Raw genomic sequence first — 20,791 nt, 5'->3', positions numbered from 1 at the left:
CGCGCCTGCTCGGACTGGTCGGTGTAGCGCAGCCACAGCGCCCGCTCGACCGGTGCGACCGGGCCGTACGCGGCGAGATCGGTGGCGAGCGCGCTCCGGGTACGCGGACCGAGCGAGGAGCCCGCTATGCGCAGCGCCAGCGGCAGCCCGCCGCACAGCTCGACGACCGTGTCCGTCGACTGGGAGTCGTACGGCCCCTGCTCCTCCGCCTCGGCCGCCTCGCGCAGCAGCTCCTCCGCGCCCGCCGCGTCCAGTGCGCCGACCGGCAGCTGATGGACCCGGGCCGGGATGTCGGCGGGCAGCTCCAGGGGCTCGCGGGCGGTGACGAGGACGAGGCTGTCGGAACGCTCGGGCAGCAGCGTGCGGACCTGGGCCGCGTCGCTGGCGTCGTCGAGGACGATCGTGACCGGGGTGCCGGTCAGATGCTGGTGGTACAGCTCGCTCAGCCGCCGCACCTGCTGCTCGGCAGAGGCCCTTCCACGGGTTCCCGGCTCCGCTCGACCGGGGGAGGCCCCCTCCCGGAACAGCAGCTGCTCGCGGGGCGCGCCCAGCCGGTTCAGCAGATGCAGCAGCGCGTCACGCGTCGGCAGCGGCGCCTCCCCGGCCACGTCGCCGCGCAGGTCCACCACGCAGGCGCCCCGGAACTGGTCCTTCAGGCTGTGCGCCGCCCGTACCGCGAGCGTGGTGCGCCCGGCGCCGGGCGCACCGTGCAGGACGACGACGGTCGGCTTGGTCTCCGTCGACGCACGGGCCTCCCGCACCCACTGCGCGATCTGCGCCAGCTCGGCCCGCCGCCCGGCGAACGGCCCCTCGGTTGCGGGCAGATGGCCGAACGACTGCTCAAGGATCGCGCGCATACGGGCCGCTGCGCTGCGGTCCCCGCCGCGCAGCGACGGGGCGGTGCGCGACTGCGCGGGGACCTTCTTCGCCGATGCGCGCGACGAGGGGTTGAGCATCCGCTGCTGGTCGAGGAACGGACGGATGCCCCGTACCTCCAGCGCCGCAAGCCACTGCAGCCGCAGCTGTTCGGCGCCGCCGGGCTGCCCGAGCGCACCTGCGCGCCGGTGGGCGGCGGGCCAGTGCGACGCGGTGATCTTGGCGACGGTCGCCGTGGCCCCCGCGACCGCGACGACGGCGCCCGCGCCGAGGGCCGGCCCCGCCGCCGTACCGAACGCGACGTCCGCACCGAAGGCGGCGACCGCGGCAACTCCGGTGACCAGCAGTGGAGTTCCCATGGCCGACCGGCTGAACCGCTGCGACAGCGGCTGCTGTCCGGCCTCCGCCGCGTCCAGCGCCTGGAGATACGCGGCGTACTCGTCGGCCGCCCCGGCCGCCAGGGAGTCGAGCGCGGCCCGCCCGCGTGCCGTCAGCGCACCGGCGTCCGCCCGGCCGCCCGACCTCCGTACCTCCTCCTCGACGGCGCGTACCAACAGCCGTTCGGCTTCGGCCCGATGGCTGTCCCGCATGTGCGTCCCCCTCCGGATACGACGATGGCAACTGCCCCTGCTGTCATCGCCGCCCAGTGTGCTGGGTACGGCGCGTCAGCGCGAGAGAGCGATGCGATCAACCGGGCCTGAGAGAGGATGTGGGTATGCCGAATCGCCTGGACCGTGAGACTTCCCCGTACCTCCTCCAACATGCCGACAATCCGGTCGACTGGTGGCCCTGGTCGCCCGAGGCTTTCGAGGAGGCACGCAGGCGGAATGTGCCGGTGCTGCTCAGCGTCGGCTACGCGAGTTGCCACTGGTGTCATGTGATGGCGCACGAATCGTTCGAGGACGACCGGGTCGCGGCCTATCTGAACGAACACTTCGTCCCGGTGAAGGTCGACCGCGAGGAGCGGCCCGACGTCGACGCCGTGTACATGGAGGCGGTGCAGGCGGCGACCGGCCAGGGCGGCTGGCCGATGACCGTCTTCCTGACCGCCGACGCCGAACCCTTCTACTTCGGCACGTACTTCCCGCCCGAGCCGCGCCACGGCATGCCCTCCTTCCACCAGGTGCTCGAAGGTGTCGCGGCCGCCTGGTCCGACCGGCCCGACGAGGTCGCGGAGGTCGCCGGACGCATCGTCCACGACCTCACCCAGCGCTCCCTCGTACACGGCGGCGAAGGCCTGCCGGGCGAACCCGAACTGGCACAGGCGCTCCTCGGGCTCACCCGCGAGTACGACGAGAAGCACGGCGGGTTCGGCGGCGCGCCCAAGTTCCCGCCGTCCATGATCATCGAGTTCCTGCTGCGCCACCACGCCCGCACCGGGGCGGAAGGCGCCCTCGACATGGCCGCCGACACCTGCGCGGCGATGGCCATGGGCGGGATGTACGACCAGCTCGGCGGGGGTTTCGCCCGCTACTCGGTGGACCGGGAGTGGGTCGTACCGCACTTCGAGAAGATGCTCTACGACAACGCGCTGCTCTGCCGGGCGTACGCACACCTGTGGCGGTCGACGGGCTCGGACCTGGCCCGCCGGGTCGCTCTGGAGACCGCCGACTTCATGGTGCGCGAGCTGCGCACGCCGGAGGGCGGTTTCGCCTCCGCTCTCGACGCCGACAGCGAGGACGGGGCCGGCCGGCATGTCGAGGGCGCGTTCTACGTATGGACGCCCGAGCAGCTGAGGGAGGTCCTGGGCGATCAGGACGCGGCCTTCGCCGCCGAGCACTTCGGGGTGACGGAGCAGGGCACGTTCGAGGAGGGTGCCTCGGTCCTCCGGCTCGCGCGGACGGGCACCGTGGTGGACGCGGACCGGGCCGCCGGCGTACGGGCCAGGCTGCTGGCCGCCCGTGAGCTGCGCCCGCGTCCCGGGCGGGACGACAAGGTGGTCGCCGCCTGGAACGGCCTGGCGATCGCCGCGCTCGCCGAGACGGGGGCGTACTTCGACCGGCCCGATCTGATCGAGCGCGCCACCGAGGCGGCGGATCTGCTGGTACGGGTGCACATGGGCGACGTGGCCCGGCTGACCCGTACGTCGAAGGACGGACGGACCGGCGGGCACGCCGGGGTCCTGGAGGACTACGGCGATGTCGCGGAGGGTTTCCTCGCCCTGGCCGCGGTCACCGGCGAGGGCGTCTGGCTGGAGTTCGCCGGCTTCCTGCTCGACATCGTGCTCCAGCACTTCACCGGCGAGGGAGGGCAGCTGTACGACACGGCGGACGATGCCGAGAAACTCATCCGCCGCCCGCAGGACCCCACCGACAGCGCGACCCCGGCGGGCTGGACGGCGGCGGCCGGTGCGCTGCTCTCGTACGCCGCTCACACCGGCTCGGAGGCCCATCGCACCGCCGCGGAGGGGGCGTTGGGCGTGGTGAAGACGCTCGGCCCGAGGGTTCCGCGGTTCATCGGCTGGGGGCTCGCCGTAGCCGAGGCGCTGCTCGACGGGCCGCGCGAGGTCGCGGTCGCCGGGCCGGTCGGCGGCGAGCTGCACCGTACGGCGCTCCTGGGGCGAGCGCCCGGTGCGGTGGTGGCGGCGGGGGAGACGGCCGGGACGGAGTTCCCGCTGCTGGCGGACCGGCCGATGGTGGACGGGGCGCCGACGGCGTATGTGTGCAGGCGCTTCGTCTGCGATGCGCCGACGACCGAGGCGGATGAGCTGGGGCGCAGGCTCGGCGGCTGAGAAGGTGGTGACGGGCCCTCACCCCGGTGCCGGTACGACTGTCCGGGCGGTGCCTGCCAGCCGCCCGCGGGCCGGTCTCCCGGCTGCCTGGGGATTTTGAACACCGCCTTGGCCACATGGCAGCTTCCCTTCGGGCACCGGTACGCCTTGATCTGCGTCGCGCCCGGGTAGTGCTTCTCCACGTGCTGCTCGACCCCCTTGACCTTCTTGGGGGCCTTGCCGGACCGCCGCATCAGCTCCCACCTCTCATGGCCGCACGAAGTGGCCCGTCCGGTGAACAGGTCGACCCGGCCGTTGCCACTCTTCGCGAGATAGGCGACCTTCTCCTCGTAGTCGGGTATGGGGCGCTTGCGCTGGGCGGGGATCGGTACGGCGGGCCGGCCGGCGGCAGCCGGCCGGGGCGTCAACTCGTCGATCAGCCACTGCGGGATGCCCGCGGCCTCGGCGCCGCTGCTGGTGAGCGGAAGGGCGAGGATCTCTCGGTCCTGCTGCTGTCTGCGTACCGACTGCACCATGGCGGCTCCGCCCCCGCGGTGTCCTTCGCACCCGGTCAGCAACCTCCCCTCCAGCTGCAGGATCCGAACCCGGAGGTTCTGCCAGGGCCCGGTACCGGCACCGGCGCGTATCCGGTCGTGGACGGTCAGGAACAGACCGTCCACCGCGGCGCGGGCCGCCAGCTCGTGCGGGTTGATGTCCTGTGGAACACACCCGGCGTGTGCGCACGACACCAGATGAAGCCGTTGTCCCCTGTCGACCCGTGGACGCCAGTCGGTGTCCTGGGCCAGCTGGGTCAGTTCCTCGGCCAGCTGCTCGCGCACGCCGTCCCGTGGGCGGCATTCGACCATGATCGTCACGCGGTCCGCCCCGTCCGGGAAGATGTAGCCAGTGGCGATCGACGGCTCGCAGTCGCCGTCCGTCAAGACCGTGCAGCTCACCCACCAGGCGCCCTCCGGCAGCGGGACGGCGCGCCGCGGAGAGAGAAGCATGGTGAGGGCCGCATCGCGCAGCTCCGCGGGCGCCGTCGCCACGATGGCGCGGATAGCCTGGTGGCCGTCCGCGGCGGCGCCGAGAAGTGGACGGATCAGGGTGGGGATGTCCCCGTTGTATGCCGCCCTGGCGAGTGCCTTTTCTGTTTCCGGGGTGAAGGGCTCCGTCCCGGACGGAAAGGTGAGCAACGGGACCGGAGTCTCGTCGAGCACACCGCTCAGTCGGAGGTCGCCCAGCTGGGTGTTGCGGCTCGGGCCCGGGCTTCTGCCGCGTCGAGGCGACACGTCGTCACCGCCGGTACAGCTGACCCAGGGTGAACGGGAGAGCGAGAAGCTCTTCCGTCGTCATGTGGTCGACGAGGTCGTGCACCCGGGCCCGGAGTGTGGCGAGCTCTGTTCCGGGAGAGGCCGCCGGGCCCGCGGACTGCGGCTGTGCGGGAACCCGCGGATGCGCCGGTGCTGTTGCGGCACCCGGTGCAAGGGGGAGCGGGCCGGGCACGCCCTGGGGGACCGGTCCTCGGCTGAGCGGCAGGGCGCCGGGTGGGGGTACGGCCATGACGTACTGCGTCCCCGCCGGGTCGACGGACACCGCGTTCCGGGCCGCCCACTCCTTGATGGTGTCGATCACCCGTACATTGCGGTACGTCTGCCAGTCACGTCGCGCCGGCAACGTCCTGACGACATAGGTGAATTCCTGGAGTGGCCGTTCGGCGTCGAGGGTGCGCAGCAGCATCTCCCGTTCCGCACCCGTCGGCTGCGCGGCGGAGAAATCCCGTGCCCACTGGGTCTGGGTGGCCATGCTGACCGGCTCGATGGGCACGTACCGGGAAGGGTCCTCGGCGAGCTCCTGGACCAGGCGCCGGACATCGGGGTCGTACGCTTCGGCGGGCTTGCGGAGCCGGAAGGCGATCTGGCGCTCACGGTCGTAGACCCGCTGGACCTCGGTGGTCCAGTCCATGAACGTGGACCAGAGATCGGCCCTGATTCGGTCGGGCTGGGCCGACGGCACGGTCGGCTCGATGACGGGACGGCCGGGTAGGCCCACATTGAGATCGGGACCCGAGGAGGCCTGGGTCAGAACGATGTGCCCGGCCTGCTGAGCGGCTTCCAGGAACTGGCGGAAGCTGACGAAACCGTACTGCGACTCGTCGAAGGAGAGGGCGCCCAGGCTGTGGCCGAGCCGCGGTTTGATACCGGCGGAGCGGGTGGAGCGCCCGCTGCTCTCCAGACTCTGCACGACCCGGGTCAGTTCCATGAAGACTGCGTCGAGCGGCGGCGGCGTGGGAGGCCGGTAACGGTCGGCCTGATGGGAAAACACATCCATGATGGCGAACTCCTCTGCACTTGGCTGGATGAGAACGCACCAGAAAGCCGAAGATTCGGTGGCTTTCTGCTGCGTAATGATCCATCGCCAGCAGGCAGAGGACGGAGGCGGTACCAGGACGCCCGGCGGAGCCGGACGAATCCCGGTCAAGAGGCGAGGCCTACTCGCGACTTGCCGCACCAACGACCGTTGTTTCACGGTGCCGCTCTGGAAACAGAGCAGCGGTGGCAATGTTCTGTGGAAAGTGGTGTCAAGGTACGAATATCGCCCCGGACTCAGCTCATTGTGCTCGCTCGGGCCTCTGACGGTCAAGTACATACGCCGCTACGCCCGGGTATGCGGCTGCGGGGTGGCTCGGCCGTGCCGGCAGTTCGGCCGCGCTGCCGGCTGTCACAGCGTCAGCCCGCCTTCGAGCGTGTCCAGCGCCTGGTTGATCAACATGATCAGGTCGCCCTCCTGGCCGTGCTCGCCCCAGTACAGCGTCACCTCGCGCAGCGCCCCCAGCACTGCCGCGATGAACACCCTGACCTCCAGGTCGTCGGGGCTGCGGCCGCTGCGGTCGGCGAGTACCTGGGCGAGCACCTTTGCCGTGTCCGACATGGTCTCCGTCATCCGCGCCCGGATGGCGGGGACCTCCACCATCAGCCGGGTGCGCTGCCGCAGTTCCTCCTCCTCGCTCGCGAGGAACGCCGTCAGCGCCTTGGCCATGATGAACCGCAGCGACTCCAGCGGCGGTTCCTCGGCCGGCCGCTTGCGCAGCTCGGCCTCCATGATCGGGTCGTACTCGTCGGTGAGGACGATGTCCTCCTTGGCCGCGAAGTACCGGAAGACGGTGCTCGGCGACACCTCGGCAGCCTCCGCGATCTGCTCGATCGTCGTGGCGTCGTACCCCTGCTCGGAGATCAGCCGATAGGTCGCCCGACGGATCGCGATCCTGGTCTTGAGCTTCTTCCGCTCGCGCAACCCCAGTGGGGGCGGCGTTCCGGGGGCGGAAACGGAAGGGGGACGAGAGGTGGCGGCCATGGTCGCCATTGTCAGGCATCGGCGGGTGCCGGGGCCACGTCCGTCCGCTCCTGCGACGGGGTGGGGAGGTTCGTCAGGAACGCCCCGACCAGCAGCGCCGACACCAGGGCCGTGACAGCGATGACGAGCAGCACCACGCTCATGCCGTGGAGATACGCCGCGTCCGCGGAGTCGGCCAGCCGCTGCGCGCCGAACTTCGCCGCGACGACATGGGCGGCGACGACCGAGTCACCTGCCGTGTCCGCGGCGGCGGCCGGTACACCGGTGGTGTCGAGCCGGCCGCTGTATGCACCGGCGAGAAGGCTGCCGAGCAGCGCGATCCCGAGGGCGCTGCCCGTCTGCCGTACGGTCATCAGCAGCCCCGACCCGCTGCCCGCACGGTCCGCGGGCAGGGCGGCCAGCGCGGCGTCCATCGCGGGGACGACGGCGAAGCCGAAGCCGACCCCGGCGACGGAGAGCCACAGCGCCGTGAAGCCGTATCCGCTGTCGACCGTCGTTCGGCTGCCGAGGAGCGCGGCGAAGGCGAGCACGACCAGGCCCGCCGTCATCGTGGCGCGCGCCCCGAACCGCTGGGTGACGGGGGCGCCCGTCTTCGCGGCGACGATCAGCCCGCCCATCATCGGCAGCATCCGTACCCCTGTGCCGAAGGCGTCGTGGCCCAGGACCGCCTGGAGGTAGCCGGGCAGGATGAACATCAGTCCCGACATCACGAACATCACCAGCGTCGCGGCGAGCGCGCTCAGCAGGAACGGACGCTGCCGCAGCAGGGACATGTCGAGCATCGGGCGCTCGGCGCCGTGTTCCCGTACGACGAGCGCGGCGATCAGCACGACACCGGCGGCCAGCATGCCCAGCACCAGCGGGTCGCCCCAGCCGCGCCCGGGCGCCTCGATGATCGCGTAGATCAGCGTGCCGAGACCGGTCGCGGTCAGGGCGGTGGAGACGGCATCGACCTTCGGGGAGGCCGGGTCGCTGGTCTCCGGGAGCAGGTACACGCAGGCAGTGATGCCGATCGCCACCATCGGGATGTTGATCAGGAAGATCGAGCCCCACCAGAAGTGGTCCAGCAGCCAGCCGCCGAGGATCGGGCCGAGCGGCAGCCCCAGCGCGGAGGCGGCCGAGACGATACCGATGGCCTTGACCCGGTCCTCGGGCGCGCCGAACAGCGAGGGCAGCACGGCCAGCGCGAGCGGCATGACGAGCGCCGCGCCGATGCCCATCACACAGCGGGCGGTCACGACGGCGGGCACGGCGTCGGCCAGCGAGCCGATGAGCGAGCCGATCAGAAAGATGCCGAGGCCGGTGATGAGCATCCGACGACGGCCGAACCGGTCACCGAGCAGCCCGGCCGGGAGCATCAGAGCGGCGAAGACCACGACGTATGCGTCGGCCATCCACTGCTGCTCGCCGGTGGTCGCGCCGAGCTGTTCGGCCATGGTCGGCAGCGCCACGTTGAGGATCGTCATGTCGAATCCGAGGACGAGCATGCTCGCGACCAGCGCGCCCAGGGCCCACCAGCGTCGGTTCATGGAAACACTCCTTCGAGAGTCACGGTCAAATGACAGTAACTATCAAAAGATGATGAGTGTCAATGTTTTTGGCGCGCCGGGGCCCTGGCATGGCGAATGGCCGCGGCTTTCAAGCCACGGCCATTGCGGGAGAGGGGGGTGGAAGGGGGTGCTCAGCTGTGGTTGTAGGCCACCAGCGAGATACCGACGTAGTGCACGACGAAGGCCGCCAGGGTCAGCGAATGGAAGACCTCGTGGAAGCCGAACCATCGCGGTGACGGGTTGGGCCGCTTGATGCCGTAGATGACACCACCGGCGCTGTAGAGCAGCCCGCCGACGACGACCAGTACCAGCACCGCGATCCCGCCGGTCCGCATGAAGTCCGGCAGGAAGAAGACCGCGGCCCAGCCCATCGCTATGTAGCAGGGCGTGTACAGCCAGCGCGGGGCGCCGACCCAGAACACCCGGAAGGCGATGCCCGCGGTCGCCGCCGCCCAGACCGCCCACAGGAGCGGGGTTCCGGTCGACTCGGGGAGCAGGAGCAGGGTCAGCGGTGTGTAGGTGCCCGCGATGATCAGGAAAATATTGGCGTGGTCGAGCCGGCGGAGCACCGCCTCGCCGCGCGGACCCCAGGTGCCGCGGTGGTAGAGCGCGCTCACGCCGAACAGCAGGCACGCGGTCAGAACGTAGATGCCGCAGGCGATCCGGCCGCGGACGCTGTCCGTCAGCGCGATCAGCACGACCCCCGCGACGATCACGGCGGGAAACATTCCGGCGTGCAGCCAGCCACGCATCCGTGGTTTCACCGGGACGGTGTCGGACTCGGCTGTTTCCAGCCCGGCTGGCTCGGGCGCGGCGGCGGCAGCAGTCATTCCCGCATCGTACCTACGCAACCGTAGGTAACGAATGCGAGTGGCAATGCTCACGTGGGCGGCCCCCTGGACATATGGGCGAAACGGTCGGATGATCAAATGAGTGCGTTCGGCACCGGATGAGCGGCTACGAAGCATCCGGGTCGCGGCCCCCACGGGGCAACTACCAAACAGACACCCTCACCAAGGAGCGATCGTGGCGCGCGACATCGCGGCTCCCCTCACTGCCCCCACCGACCACCAGGAGCTCGTTTCCTGGGTGAATGAGATCGCAGCCATCACCGAGCCGGACCGGGTGGTCTGGTGCGACGGCTCCGAGGCCGAGTACGAGCGCCTGTGCGGGGAGCTCGTGGCCAAGGGCACGTTCACGAAGCTGGACGAGATCAAGCGCCCGAACTCCTACTACGCCGCGTCCGACCCCAGTGACGTCGCGCGCGTCGAGGACCGCACCTTCATCTGCTCCGAGAAGGAGGAGGACGCGGGCCCGACGAACCACTGGAAGGCCCCCGCCGAGATGCGGGAGATCTTCACCGGTGAGAAGGGTGTCTTCCGCGGCTCCATGCGCGGTCGCACGATGTACGTCGTCCCGTTCTGCATGGGCCCCGTCGGCTCCCCGCTCTCCGCGATCGGCGTCGAGATCACCGACTCCGCGTACGTCGCCGTCTCGATGCGCACCATGACGCGCATGGGACAGGCCGTCCTCGACGAGCTCGGCACCGACGGCTTCTTCGTCAAGGCCGTCCACACGCTGGGCGCGCCCCTGGAGGAGGGCCAGGAGGACGTTCCGTGGCCGTGCAACACCACCAAGTACATCTCGCACTTCCCCGAGGACCGCGAGATCTGGTCGTACGGCTCCGGCTACGGCGGCAACGCCCTGCTCGGCAAGAAGTGCTACGCGCTGCGCATCGCCTCGGTCATGGCCCGTGACGAGGGCTGGCTCGCCGAGCACATGCTGATCCTCAAGCTCACGCCGCCGCAGGGTGAGGCGAAATACGTCGCCGCCGCGTTCCCGAGCGCCTGCGGCAAGACCAACCTCGCCATGCTGGAGCCCACGATCTCCGGCTGGACCGTCGAGACCATCGGCGACGACATCGCCTGGATGCGGTTCGGCGAGGACGGCCGTCTCTACGCGATCAACCCCGAGGCCGGTTTCTTCGGCGTCGCGCCCGGCACCGGCGAGCACACCAACGCCAACGCCATGAAGACCATGTGGGGCAACTCCGTCTTCACCAACGTCGCGCTCACCGACGACGGCGACGTGTGGTGGGAGGGCATGACCGAGACGGCCCCCGCCCACCTCACGGACTGGAAGGGCAACGACTGGACGCCCGCGTCCGACACGCCCGCCGCCCACCCCAACGCCCGCTTCACCGTCCCGGCCGGCCAGTGCCCGATCATCGCGCCCGAGTGGGAGGACCCGAAGGGCGTGCCGATCTCGGCCATCCTCTTCGGTGGCCGCCGCGCCTCGGCCGTACCGCTGGTCACCGAGTCCTTCGACTGGCAGCACGGCGTCTTCCTCGGAGCCAACGTCGCCTCCGAGAAGACCGCCGCCGCCGAGGGCAAGGTCGGCGAGCTGCGCCGCGACCCGTTCGCCATGCTGCCGTTCTGCGGCTACAACATGGGCGACTACATGAACCACTGGATCAAGGTCGGCGCGGACAAGCCGGACCAGTCGAAGCTCCCGAAGATCTACTACGTGAACTGGTTCCGCAAGAACGACGCGGGCAAGTTCGTGTGGCCCGGCTTCGGCGAGAACAGCCGCGTCCTGAAGTGGATCGTCGAGCGGCTGGACGGCAAGGCCGAGGGCGTCGAGACGCCGATCGGCGTCCTGCCCGCCAAGGGTGCCCTGGACACCGACGGCCTGGACCTCTCCGACTCCGACCTGGACTTCCTGCTCGACGTCGACAAGGAGGTCTGGCGCGAGGAGGCGGCGCTGATCCCCGAGCACCTCAACACCTTCGGTGACCACACGCCGAAGGAACTGTGGGACGAGTACCGCGCGCTGGTCCAGCGCCTGGGCTGACGCCCCCGGGCGCACCCCGCGCGGGTGCGCCCCCACACACCCCGCGGCCGGGTCTCCGGACATCCGCCCTGACCTGTGGGGTCAATGGCCCGCCGCGGTACGGCCCCCGGAATCCCCTTACGGTTCCGGGGGCCGCTCTTTCCCGCCCCTTTTATAAAGAACGTCCAGGCATCGCCATATCCTTGCGCACAACACCTCCACAGCACTTCGATGTTCCTTCACATCGCCTCCGGCCGAGCCGACCGGGGGGCCAACCGAGCCTGTGGGGGACTCAGTTGAACAGGATCCGGCACCATGGACGCATCGCGGCGACGCTGGCCGCGCTGACACTCAGCACCGCGGGACTCACCGCTCTCGCCCCGCCCGCCGCCCAAGCGGCCGACGGCCCCGTGGCCGGCGACACCGTGGCCAAGCTGCCGATCTCGTCGTACTCGGCCATGGTCGTCGACTCGGTGCACGAGCGGGTCTACGTCACGGACGACCGCCGGAACCAGTACGCGAACCAGGTTCACGTCTATAACTTCCAGGGCCAGAAGGTGGGTTCGCTGCCCACCGCCTCCGCGCCGTCCGGGATGGCCCTGAGTACGGACAGCGGCACGCTCTACGTCTCGCAGTCCTCGGGCATCCTCGCGTTCGACACCGTCACGCAGGAGTACACCGGTATCACGTACCCCGCGTACGACGTGCCCTGCCCGCGCGATGTCGCCTTCGCGGGCGGCAAGCAGTGGCACACCGAGACCCCGTACCTCACCACCGAATGCGACAACCGCCAGACCTGGCTGTACGGCACGACGGGCAACCGGAGCACCACCACCGGATGGAACGCTGCGGGCCGGCTGCGGCTGACGAGCGGCCCCGAGGTCCCGGACCGCATCGTGATGGCGCAGAGCCGCAGCACCGGCGAGGCCAACCCCTTCCTCACCACGCTCGACGCCCGCGGCGACACGCTCGTACGCGGCCCGGAGCGCCGGTTCGCGGATGCCGAGGGCCGAGGCGCCCTCGACATGAAGGACGTGGCGCAGTCCCCCGACGGCCGGCGGATCGCCGTCGCCGACGCCGCCTACGGCGCCGGCACCCGGCTCCTGGACGCCGCCGACCTGTCCGACGCGGCGACCGCGTACCAACCGCTGCCCGAAGGGGCCAAGGCGTCCGCGGTCGCCTTCAGCGGCGACGGCAAGTACATCGCACGGGGCGCCGCCGCGACCGGGTCCACGGCCGACCTGCTGGTGCAGCCCGCGGACCCGGCGGACGGTACGGCTCCGCTGGAGTTCGCCTTCGAGGGCGCGCTCGACGGGGACCGGATCGCACCGCGCGGGCTCGGCTGGTCGAAGGACGGGGCGCGCCTGTTCGCCGTCGCCACCAACACGTACGGCAACGAGTACTGGCTGCACATCATCCAGCCCCCGGCCGCCCAGTACGACTCCCGCTTCACCGGCGCGCTCTCCACCACCCCGGGGAAGCCCGTGGTCGGTGAACCCCTCGGCATCCGGGGCCGGTTGGAGCTGGACGGGCCCGCGCCCGCCGAGCCGGTCAGGGTGACCGCGGTACGCCACGACGCGAACGGCGACCGCAAGCTGGCCCCCGTCGAGGTCGACGCCGACGGTTCGTTCACCGTTCTCGACGTCCCGTCGCTGGTCGGCGACGCCACCTACACCGTCTCCTTCACCGGTGACCTCACCCACCGTCCGGCCGAGGACATCACGCTCGCCGTCGCGGTCGCCAAGGCCCCGACCGCCATCACGCTCACGGCTCCCGCGGAGGCGACGAAGAGCGCGGGCCTGACGATCACCGGCACCCTGACCGGTCAGGGACGTCCGCTCCCCGCCGGGATCACCCTGTCCGTGCAGCGCACCGACAGAAAGGGCACCGGCACGCTGACATCGGCAGCAGTCGCGCCCGACGGCACCTTCACGGTCAACGACCTGCCCCGGGTCGCCGGCCAGGTGACGTACGAGGTCGGCTACTCGGGTGACGACCTGCACAGCGCAGCGACGGCGTCGGCGACGGTACGGGTCCGCAACTAGTCATGGGTGGCACCCGGTCCACGCGCCTCGGCGGCCCGTGGACCGGGGCCGTCAGCGGGCGCCGACCAGATGCGAGGGGGCGGCGGGGGCGGTGGCAGCGGTGACCGCCGCCGTGTGGGCGTCCATGCGCTCGGCCGCGAGAATCGCGACGGCCGTGTCGGCGCGGGACGCGGCCACCACCAGTGCGCGGCCCGCGAGGGCATGGGCGCGGCGGTGCAGCGCGAGTGCGGGTGCATCGGTTCGACCGGCGTGCCGGGCGGGCGGCGCGCCGCGCAGCCTGGCCACCTGCTCGGCGATGCGGTCGCCCGCCGCGCCGAGGTCCAGCTCGTCGGTGACCGCGAGAAGTGCGGCCAGGTGTCCGGCGAGCTGGATGTCCAGCTCTTCCTCGCGGGAACGGTGCGGGAAGTCGGCGGCGTGGTCGGCCGGTGTGTGGACCGATTTGGTGCGGATCGGTTCGTACATGGATGGCCTCCTGGTGTTGCTGTGGAACCATCCTACATTGGATTTAGTCTAAAGTTATCTGCAATCGATGTCGTAGTGGAGGGAGCTGGACGGCCGCCCGCTAAGGCTGGCCGTATCCGTCCAGAAAGTGCGCGATCCGGGTCACCGCATCCGTCAGGTCCTCGGTCGAGGGCAGCGTCACGACGCGGAAGTGATCGGGCTCCGGCCAGTTGAACCCGGTACCGTGCACGACCATGATCTTCTCGGCCCGCAGCAGGTCGAGGACCATCTGCCGGTCGTCCTTGATCTTGTAGACCTTGGGGTCGAGGCGCGGGAAGAGATACAGCGCCCCCTTCGGCTTCACACAGGTCACGCCGGGGATCTGGGTCAGCAGGTCGTATGCGACATCCCGCTGCTCCAGGATCCGCCCGCCCGGCAGCACCAGATCGTTGATCGACTGCCGCCCGCCGAGCGCGCTGGCCACGGCGTGCTGCGACGGCATATTGGCGCACAGCCGCATATTGGCGAGGATCGTCAGCCCCTCGATGTACGAGGAGGCGTGCGCCTTCGGGCCGCAGACCGCCATCCACCCCGAGCGGTATCCGGCCACCCGGTAGTTCTTGGAGAGTCCGTTGAAGGTGAGCACCATCAGATCGGGCGCGATCGTCGCGGTCGGGGTGTGGGTCGCTCCGTCGTACAGGATCCGGTCGTAGATCTCGTCGGAGCAGACGACCAGATTGTGGCGCCGGGCGATCTCCGTCAGCCCGCGCAGCATCTCGTCGTCGTACACCGCACCCGTCGGATTGTTCGGGTTGATGATCACGATCGCCTTGGTGCGGTCGGTGATCTTCCGCTCGATGTCGGCGAGGTCCGGCATCCAGTCGGCCTGCTCATCGCACCGGTAGTGCACGGCCGTACCGCCGGCCAGCGACACCGAGGCGGTCCACAGCGGATAGTCCGGAGCCGGTACGAGGACCTCGTCGCCGTCGTCGAGCAGTGCCTGCATCGACATCTGGATCAGCTCGGAGACGCCGTTGCCCAGGTAGATGTCCTCGACGTCGAGGTCGATCCCCTTGGTCTGGTAATGCTGCATCACCGCCCGCCGCGCGGACAGCAGCCCCTTCGCATCGCCGTAACCGTGCGCCCCGGAGAGGTTGCGCAGTATGTCCTCGAGAATCTCGGGCGGGCACTCGAACCCGAACGCGGCAGGGTTGCCGGTGTTCAGCTTGAGGATGCGGTGACCGGCTGCTTCCAGCCGCATCGCCTCCTCGAGCACGGGGCCCCGGATCTCGTAACAGACATTGGCGAGCTTCGTGGACTGGATGACCTGCATGTCTGGGAGCTTACGACTGCGTTTCACGCGCCGCCCGGGCTTCCCCCTCCGGTTGCCCCACCCGGGTAACCCCGGCGCCCCGCTCCGTCTTCCATAGCCATGCGCCCACCGCCCCCGGACCGTGGGAACGCCGGTCCGGGGCGGGGCGGGGCTTGGAATGGGCCGGAATGGGGGCGTGACGGACGCGAACGGGTGAGATGCGCCACGTGAGCGACAGTGTTCGGGGCGTGAGCGGCGCGGGGGCGGGGCGTCGGGGGCGCGAGGGCGCTTCCCTCCCGTCACTCCGGCAGTCGTGTGCCTCGGGGGAGGTGGATGCCGAAGTCGGCTGCCAGTACCCGCAGCACCTCGGCGCCGTCCGCCAGCTCCCGTTCCTCGCGGGTGCCGTCGTTCGCCGTGACCACGAGTGTGCGGCCGGTGAGGGACAGGTGGGTGTCCGGGGTGGTGCGCTGGACGTACACCTGGTGCTGGAACGGCGAGCGCGGGTTGGTTGCGATGTGCCAGTTGATGACCTCGTAGTCCGGCGCCTCGAACGGTTCCAGCGTGAAGGCGTACTGGGCCTCCCACCTCCCGTCGGTGGTCTGCGCCCGGAGCTCCCACCGGTCCAGCGGCCCGTCGTGCGGGGTGTTCACGAGCTGGTGGCGGCGCGGGGTGTCGTGCAGCTCCGCGTCCGCGACCAGGGGGATCGGTTCCAGCAGCGAGCCGGCGGCGCCGAAGCCGACGTCGGCCAGATACGGGGTCGGCTCGCCCGGCACCTCGGCCCGCATCAGCATGTGGGTGCGCGGCCGTACGTCCCCGGGTCCGGCCCCCAGCACGACCCGTGCGCAGAGCAGCGTGATCCTGAACCCGAGCGCGGTCAGCGCGGCGGCGAGCAGGGTGTTCTGCTCGTAGCAGTACCCGCCGCGCCCACCCCGTACGAGCTTCGCCTCCAGGTCCGCGAGTGCGAGCGAGGGCGCCTTGCCCAGAACGGGGTCCAGGTTCTCGAACGGGATGCCCAGGGCATGGGCACGGTGCACGGAGCGCAGCACCTCCGCGGTGGGCCGGCGCTCCCCGGTCCAGCCGATGCGGGCGAGATAGGCGCCGAGGTCGAGGCCGGGGGCGGTGCGGTGGCCGTGGTCGGCCTGGCGGTCGGATGTCATGCGCCGACCGTACGCAATCGGGTGGGTCACAGTGCCAGCAGGTCGACCACACCCGTCGTGCTCTCGTTGCCGCGCCCGTCCGCGAGGAGACGTTCCATCAGGGCCAGGTACGGAGTCAGCAGTTCGGCGCCGACCCCCTGCTCCTCGGCCGTGCGCAGCAAGGTGGCGTTGCCCGCGACCTGCATGGCGAGGTTGGACACCACCCCGCGCGTGTAGTCCCCGTCGGCCAGTTGGGCGGCGGTCGCGTGCACGGAGGACGTCATGGCGACGAGCCAGTCGGCGAGCAGCGGGGCGAAGGCCGTCGGCTCGATGTTCTCCTTGCGGATCAGGGCGAACGCGTGCGAGACCCCGGCGAACATCCCGCTCATCGCACTCAGCAGCGCCACGTCGTGCAGGGCGGCGAAGCCGGCGTCCTCGCCGACGTAGGAGGCGCCGGCCGGTACGGCCAAGACGTCGTGGTGGGCGTCGAAAAGGGTGCGGGAGCCGCTGTAGAAGACGTACGCGCCGGAGCCCGGGGCGCCGATCATCGGTGGGACCGCCATGATCCCGCCGTCCAGGAAGCGGGCCCCGCGCTCGCGGGCCCGGACGGCGCGGGCGCGGGCCTGGCCGGGCGTGGAGGTGGTGAGGTCGACCAGGTCCTTGCCGGCCAGGTCGACGCCGGTCAGGGCCTCGTCGACCGAGGCGTCGTCGAGCAGGCAGACCACGACCAGCCTGCTCGCCGCCACCGCCTCGGCGACGGCCCCGGCGACGGCCGCCCCTTCGGCGGCGAGCGGCTCGGCCCTGCCGGGGCTGCGGTTCCAGACGGTGAGCGGATGCCCGGCGGCGAGCCAGGTGCGGGCGAGCGCGGTACCCATGGCACCGAGCCCGAGGAGAGTGAGCGGCGACTTCTCAATGGCGTTGTCGGTCATGCCGATTAGGCTTGTCGCAGGCCCGGCAGTGATCAAGTACGCACTTCGAAGTGGGTGGTTACCGCCGGGTGAGTGAGCAGGTGGGAGGGACGGACCATGGGTACCGTGCGGAGGCCGGGGGCGTACGTCTGCGGGATCGACGCGGCGATGGATGTGATCGGCGGCAAGTGGAAGGTACTGATCCTCTGGGCGCTCAATGAACAGGTGTGCCGCTTCGGTGAGTTGCGCAGGATGGTCCCGGGGGTGACGGAGAAGGTGCTCACGTCGCATCTGCGGGAGCTGGAGGAGGACGGCATCGTGCACCGCGAGGTGCATGCGGAGGTGCCGCCGCGCGTCGAGTATTCGCTGACCCCGCTGGGTGTCGGACTCAACGCGGCGCTGGGGCCGCTCGGCGCGTGGGGAAGGGAGAACATCCTTCAGGACACGCCGTCGCCCCAGCCGTGATGGATCACGCGTGATGAATCACGTCCGGGTGCGTTCCTATGTTTCGCGGGCCGCCATCAGCCGTTCCACGGCCTGTTCCAGTTCGACGATGCGGTCGGCGAGGTCCGCCCGGCCAGGGCCGTCGGCATCCCGTAGCAGGAGTTCCGCCTGGGCGAGTTGGCCGGCGACCTCGGCGAGCCGGTCGGGCGCTTTTGGGGGTGCCAGGTGTTCCGCGGAGTCCGTGTGGTCCGTTGCGCGAGCCGGGTCGGGGGCGGCCGACGGGATCCCGGGGTGGCCGCCGTCGGCCGTCAGGAGACGCTTCAACTGTTCCGCCTGGTCGATGAGTTGACGGTTCTTGCGGTGCAGGTCGAGGAAGACGTTGACCTTGGTCCGCAGCAGCCAGGGGTCGAACGGCTTGATCAGGAAATCGGCGGCGCCGACCGTATAGCCGCGGTAGGCGTAGTTCGGATCGACTGCGGCACCGGTCAGAAGGATGATCGGGACGTCCTTCGTCTGGTCGAGTCCCTTGATGTTGGCGGCGGTCTCGAAGCCGTTCATGCCCGGCATCATCACGTCGATGAGCACGACCGCGAACTCCTGGCGCAGCATCGCCTTGAGGGCTTCCTCGCCCGATTGTGCGCGGACCACTTGGGCCAGCGAGCCGAGTACGGCTTCGAGAGCGACCAGATTCTCCTCCATGTCGTCGACGATGAGGATGCTGGAGGTCTCCGATGCTGTTTCCCGCGTCGCCGTCATGATGGCCGCCCTGTTGCGTCGTTGTCGTCGTTTCCGTCGGCGAGGGCGCCGTCGTCGTCCCGGTGCGGCAGGGTGTCGCTCCGGTCCCGTTCCGTGGAGCGGGTGTTGTCGGAGGGATCGGACTGCGGCACCGGCGCAGCGCACTGCGGGTCGAGGAGCCGGCAGATCACGGACAGCAGGCGGTCGACGTCCACCGGCTTGGGGACGTAGTCGTCCGCGCCGCTCTCGATGGCTTTCTCGCGGTCACCGGGCATGGCCTTCGCGGTGAGCGCGATGATCGGCAGGTCCGCGAAACGAGGTGTGCGGCGGATCGCTGCGATCATCTCGTATCCATCCATTTCGGGCATCATGATGTCCATCAGCACCAGTGATACGTCAGGTGTCCGATCGAGGACCTCAAGGCCCTCGCGGCCGTTCTCCGCGTACTTGACGCTGATGCCGACGCGGCCCAGCACATGCGTCAGTGCGAAGACGTTCCGGATGTCGTCGTCGACGATGAGGATGCGACGGTCGGCCAGCACGCCGGCGGCGCGGCCGGTCAGCCAGTCCTTGAGCCGGGTCGTCTCCGGCCAGCTGACGCCGTCGCCGTCGTCGGGCCGGGTCCCGGTGCGGGACAAGGAATCCTGGGTGCTGAGCGCATCGGCCTGCGCGGCTCCGGGCCGGGCCGCGGGCCGGCCGGTCAGGCCGGTGGGTCCGGCGATGGCTCGGGTGGCGCCGCTCGCGGGGCGCGGTTCGACCGCGGGGACGGATTCGGAGGGCGGACTCGTGTAGTGCGCGGGGACGAAGAGGGTGAAGGTGGAGCCGACGCCCGGCTCGCTCTCGGCGATGATCCGGCCGCCGAGCAGGCCCGCCATCTCCCGGCTGATGGAGAGGCCGAGCCCGGTGCCGCCGTACTTGCGGTTGGTGGTGCCGTCGGACTGCTGGAACGCCTCGAAGATCGCGTCGAGTTTCTCCGGCGGGATACCGATTCCGGTGTCCTTGACGCTCAGAGCGATGACGGCGTCGGCGTTGCGCAGCGTCTCCTCCTCGAAGTCCGAGGCCGGCACGCGTTCGACGAGCAGTTGCACTCCGCCGGACGAGGTGAACTTCATCGCGTTGGAGAGGAGGTTGCGGAGGATCTGCTGGAGACGCTGCTCGTCGGAGAAGAGTTCGAGGGGGACGTCGTCGCCGACCTCGATGTCGAACGACAGACCGCGGTCCCGGGAGAGCGGCTGGAACGTCGCCCGTACGTAGTCGAGCAGCTTGATCAGCGGCAGCGTCTTGGGATGCACATCCATCCGGCCCGCTTCGATCTTCGACAGATCGAGGATGTCGTTGATCAGTTGCAGCAGGTCGGAGCCCGCCCGGTGGATGGTGACGGCGAACTCCACCTCCTGTGGGGAGAGGTGGTCCTCGGGGTTGTCGGCGAGCAGCCGGGACAGCACGAGGAGCGAGTTGAGAGGGGTGCGCAACTCGTGCGACATGTTGGCCAGGAATTCCGACTTGTACTGGGAGGACGTCGCCAGCAGTGCTGCCTTCTCCTCCAGCTCGGCGTTGGTGAGCTGCAACTCGTCGGAGCGCTTGCGCAGTTCGGCGGTGAGGCGCTGGGACTCCGAGAGGAGCGACTCGGTACGGGAGTTGGCGATGATGGTGTTGATGGAGACACCGATGGTGTTCACGAACTGGTCGACAAAGGCGAGGTGGACCTCGCTGAAGCGGCTGAACGAGGCCAGTTCGATGACTCCGAGCACCCGGTCCTCGAAGAGGATCGGCAGGATGACGACGCTGGCCGGGGGCGCGGCGCCGAGGCCGGAACTGATGGTGATGTATTCCGTCGGGACCGCCTCGATGAGGATCCGCCGTTTCTCCGTGGCGGCCTGGGTGATCAGACCCCAGCCGGGGGTGTCGAGGCTGAGACTCGTACGCCTGCGGCCTGCGGGCTGGCCGGTGCCGTAACCGGCCAGGAGCTCAAGGGCCTCGCCGGGTGCCGCACCCGCCCCGGCCAGGAAGAACGCGCCGTACTGGGCGTTGACCAGTGGGGTCAGCTCGCGCAGGATCAGGTCGGCGACCTCGACCAGGTCGCGGTGGCCCTGCATGAGTCCGGCGATACGGGTCAGGTTCGACTCCAGCCAGTCCTTGGCGCGGGTGGTCTCACGGAGGTTCGCCACCATGAGGTTGACGTTGTTCTTCAGGGCGGCGACCTCGCCCTGGGCCTCCACCGAGATGGAGCCGGACATGTCGCCCTGCGTGACGGCGCTGGCGACCTCGGCGATCGCGCGCACCTGAGTGGTCAGGTTCAGCGCCAGCTCATTGACGCTGGTGGTCAGGCCCTTCCATGTCCCGTAGACGCCCTCCACCCGGGCCTGGCCGCCCAGCTGCCCCTCGCTGCCCACCTCGCGGGCCACGCGTGTCACCTCGGAGGCGAACGCGGAGAGCGTGTCGACCATC

General features: G+C 70.1%; 15 protein-coding genes. 4 read left to right on the top strand and 11 right to left on the bottom strand.

Going from position 1 to position 20,791, the window contains the following annotated elements; all coding sequences use genetic code 11:
- Positions 1-1,466: ATP-binding protein (locus GA0115254_RS17975; RefSeq protein WP_141720849.1), on the bottom strand; the 1,466-nt coding region annotated here is incomplete at its 3' end.
- Between the two features lie 125 nt (positions 1,467-1,591).
- Between GA0115254_RS17975 and GA0115254_RS17970 the strand changes: the two genes are divergently transcribed.
- Positions 1,592-3,607 (top strand): thioredoxin domain-containing protein, encoded by a 2,016-nt coding sequence (locus tag GA0115254_RS17970; protein ID WP_093896320.1) that lies wholly within the window; start codon positions 1,592-1,594, stop codon positions 3,605-3,607.
- 1,275 nt (positions 3,608-4,882) lie between these two features.
- Here the strand turns inward: GA0115254_RS17970 and GA0115254_RS17965 are convergent.
- The 4 genes from GA0115254_RS17965 to GA0115254_RS17950 all read right to left on the bottom strand — a co-directional run bounded on the left by GA0115254_RS17965 (position 4,883) and on the right by GA0115254_RS17950 (position 9,320).
- Positions 4,883-5,917, bottom strand: a complete 1,035-nt coding sequence (locus GA0115254_RS17965; protein ID WP_176740172.1) for a UPF0158 family protein — start codon at positions 5,915-5,917, stop codon at positions 4,883-4,885.
- A 390-nt stretch (positions 5,918-6,307) separates the two neighbouring features.
- Positions 6,308-6,940 (bottom strand): TetR/AcrR family transcriptional regulator, encoded by a 633-nt coding sequence (locus tag GA0115254_RS17960; RefSeq protein WP_093896323.1) that lies wholly within the window; start codon positions 6,938-6,940, stop codon positions 6,308-6,310.
- 11 nt (positions 6,941-6,951) lie between these two features.
- The gene (locus GA0115254_RS17955; protein ID WP_093896318.1) at positions 6,952-8,469 is read right to left on the bottom strand and encodes an MFS transporter; all 1,518 of its coding nucleotides are present in this window, start codon (positions 8,467-8,469) and stop codon (positions 6,952-6,954) included.
- Positions 8,470-8,621: 152 nt separating this feature from the next.
- Positions 8,622-9,320 carry a PAQR family membrane homeostasis protein TrhA gene (locus GA0115254_RS17950; RefSeq protein ID WP_093896317.1) on the bottom strand — a complete coding sequence of 233 codons (699 nt, stop codon included), beginning with the start codon at positions 9,318-9,320 and terminating at the stop codon, positions 8,622-8,624.
- 196 nt (positions 9,321-9,516) lie between these two features.
- Between GA0115254_RS17950 and GA0115254_RS17945 the strand changes: the two genes are divergently transcribed.
- The gene (locus tag GA0115254_RS17945; RefSeq protein ID WP_093896316.1) at positions 9,517-11,343 is read left to right on the top strand and encodes a phosphoenolpyruvate carboxykinase (GTP); all 1,827 of its coding nucleotides are present in this window, start codon (positions 9,517-9,519) and stop codon (positions 11,341-11,343) included.
- 275 nt (positions 11,344-11,618) lie between these two features.
- Positions 11,619-13,367, top strand: coding sequence for a YncE family protein (locus tag GA0115254_RS17940; RefSeq protein ID WP_176740171.1), 1,749 nt, complete (start codon positions 11,619-11,621; stop codon positions 13,365-13,367).
- 51 nt (positions 13,368-13,418) lie between these two features.
- Here the strand turns inward: GA0115254_RS17940 and GA0115254_RS17935 are convergent, their stop codons facing one another.
- The 4 genes from GA0115254_RS17935 to GA0115254_RS17920 form a co-directional block, all read right to left on the bottom strand.
- The gene (locus GA0115254_RS17935; protein ID WP_093896315.1) at positions 13,419-13,829 is read right to left on the bottom strand and encodes an SCO4983 family protein; all 411 of its coding nucleotides are present in this window, start codon (positions 13,827-13,829) and stop codon (positions 13,419-13,421) included.
- 100 nt (positions 13,830-13,929) lie between these two features.
- On the bottom strand, positions 13,930-15,141 hold the full coding sequence (locus GA0115254_RS17930; RefSeq protein WP_093896314.1) for a pyridoxal phosphate-dependent aminotransferase: 1,212 nt from the start codon (positions 15,139-15,141) through the stop codon (positions 13,930-13,932).
- 278 nt (positions 15,142-15,419) lie between these two features.
- A complete protein-coding gene (locus tag GA0115254_RS17925) occupies positions 15,420-16,277 on the bottom strand; it encodes an arylamine N-acetyltransferase family protein (RefSeq protein ID WP_093896321.1) in 858 nt (285 codons plus the stop codon).
- Between the two features lie 26 nt (positions 16,278-16,303).
- The gene (locus GA0115254_RS17920; protein ID WP_093896313.1) at positions 16,304-17,185 is read right to left on the bottom strand and encodes an NAD(P)-dependent oxidoreductase; all 882 of its coding nucleotides are present in this window, start codon (positions 17,183-17,185) and stop codon (positions 16,304-16,306) included.
- A gap of 96 nt (positions 17,186-17,281) precedes the next feature.
- Here GA0115254_RS17920 and GA0115254_RS17915 point away from each other — a divergent pair, with 96 nt between their 5' ends.
- On the top strand, positions 17,282-17,629 hold the full coding sequence (locus tag GA0115254_RS17915) for a winged helix-turn-helix transcriptional regulator (protein ID WP_093896312.1): 348 nt from the start codon (positions 17,282-17,284) through the stop codon (positions 17,627-17,629).
- A 36-nt stretch (positions 17,630-17,665) separates the two neighbouring features.
- On the opposite strand, the gene GA0115254_RS17910 is transcribed toward GA0115254_RS17915, so the two are convergent.
- Together GA0115254_RS17910 and GA0115254_RS17905 are read right to left on the bottom strand one after the other, a co-directional pair.
- Positions 17,666-18,364, bottom strand: a complete 699-nt coding sequence (locus GA0115254_RS17910; RefSeq protein WP_093896311.1) for a response regulator — start codon at positions 18,362-18,364, stop codon at positions 17,666-17,668.
- Positions 18,361-20,791 (bottom strand): ATP-binding protein (locus tag GA0115254_RS17905; RefSeq protein WP_141720848.1); only part of this gene is annotated, 2,431 nt, incomplete at its 5' end. The genes GA0115254_RS17905 and GA0115254_RS17910, both read right to left, overlap by 4 nt.

This window comes from Streptomyces sp. Ncost-T10-10d (genome assembly GCF_900091955.1).
Taxonomy (GTDB): Bacteria; Actinomycetota; Actinomycetes; order Streptomycetales; family Streptomycetaceae; genus Streptomyces.
Note: the sequence above shows the minus strand (reverse complement) of the source record. Positions and strands in the feature narration are given on the sequence as shown.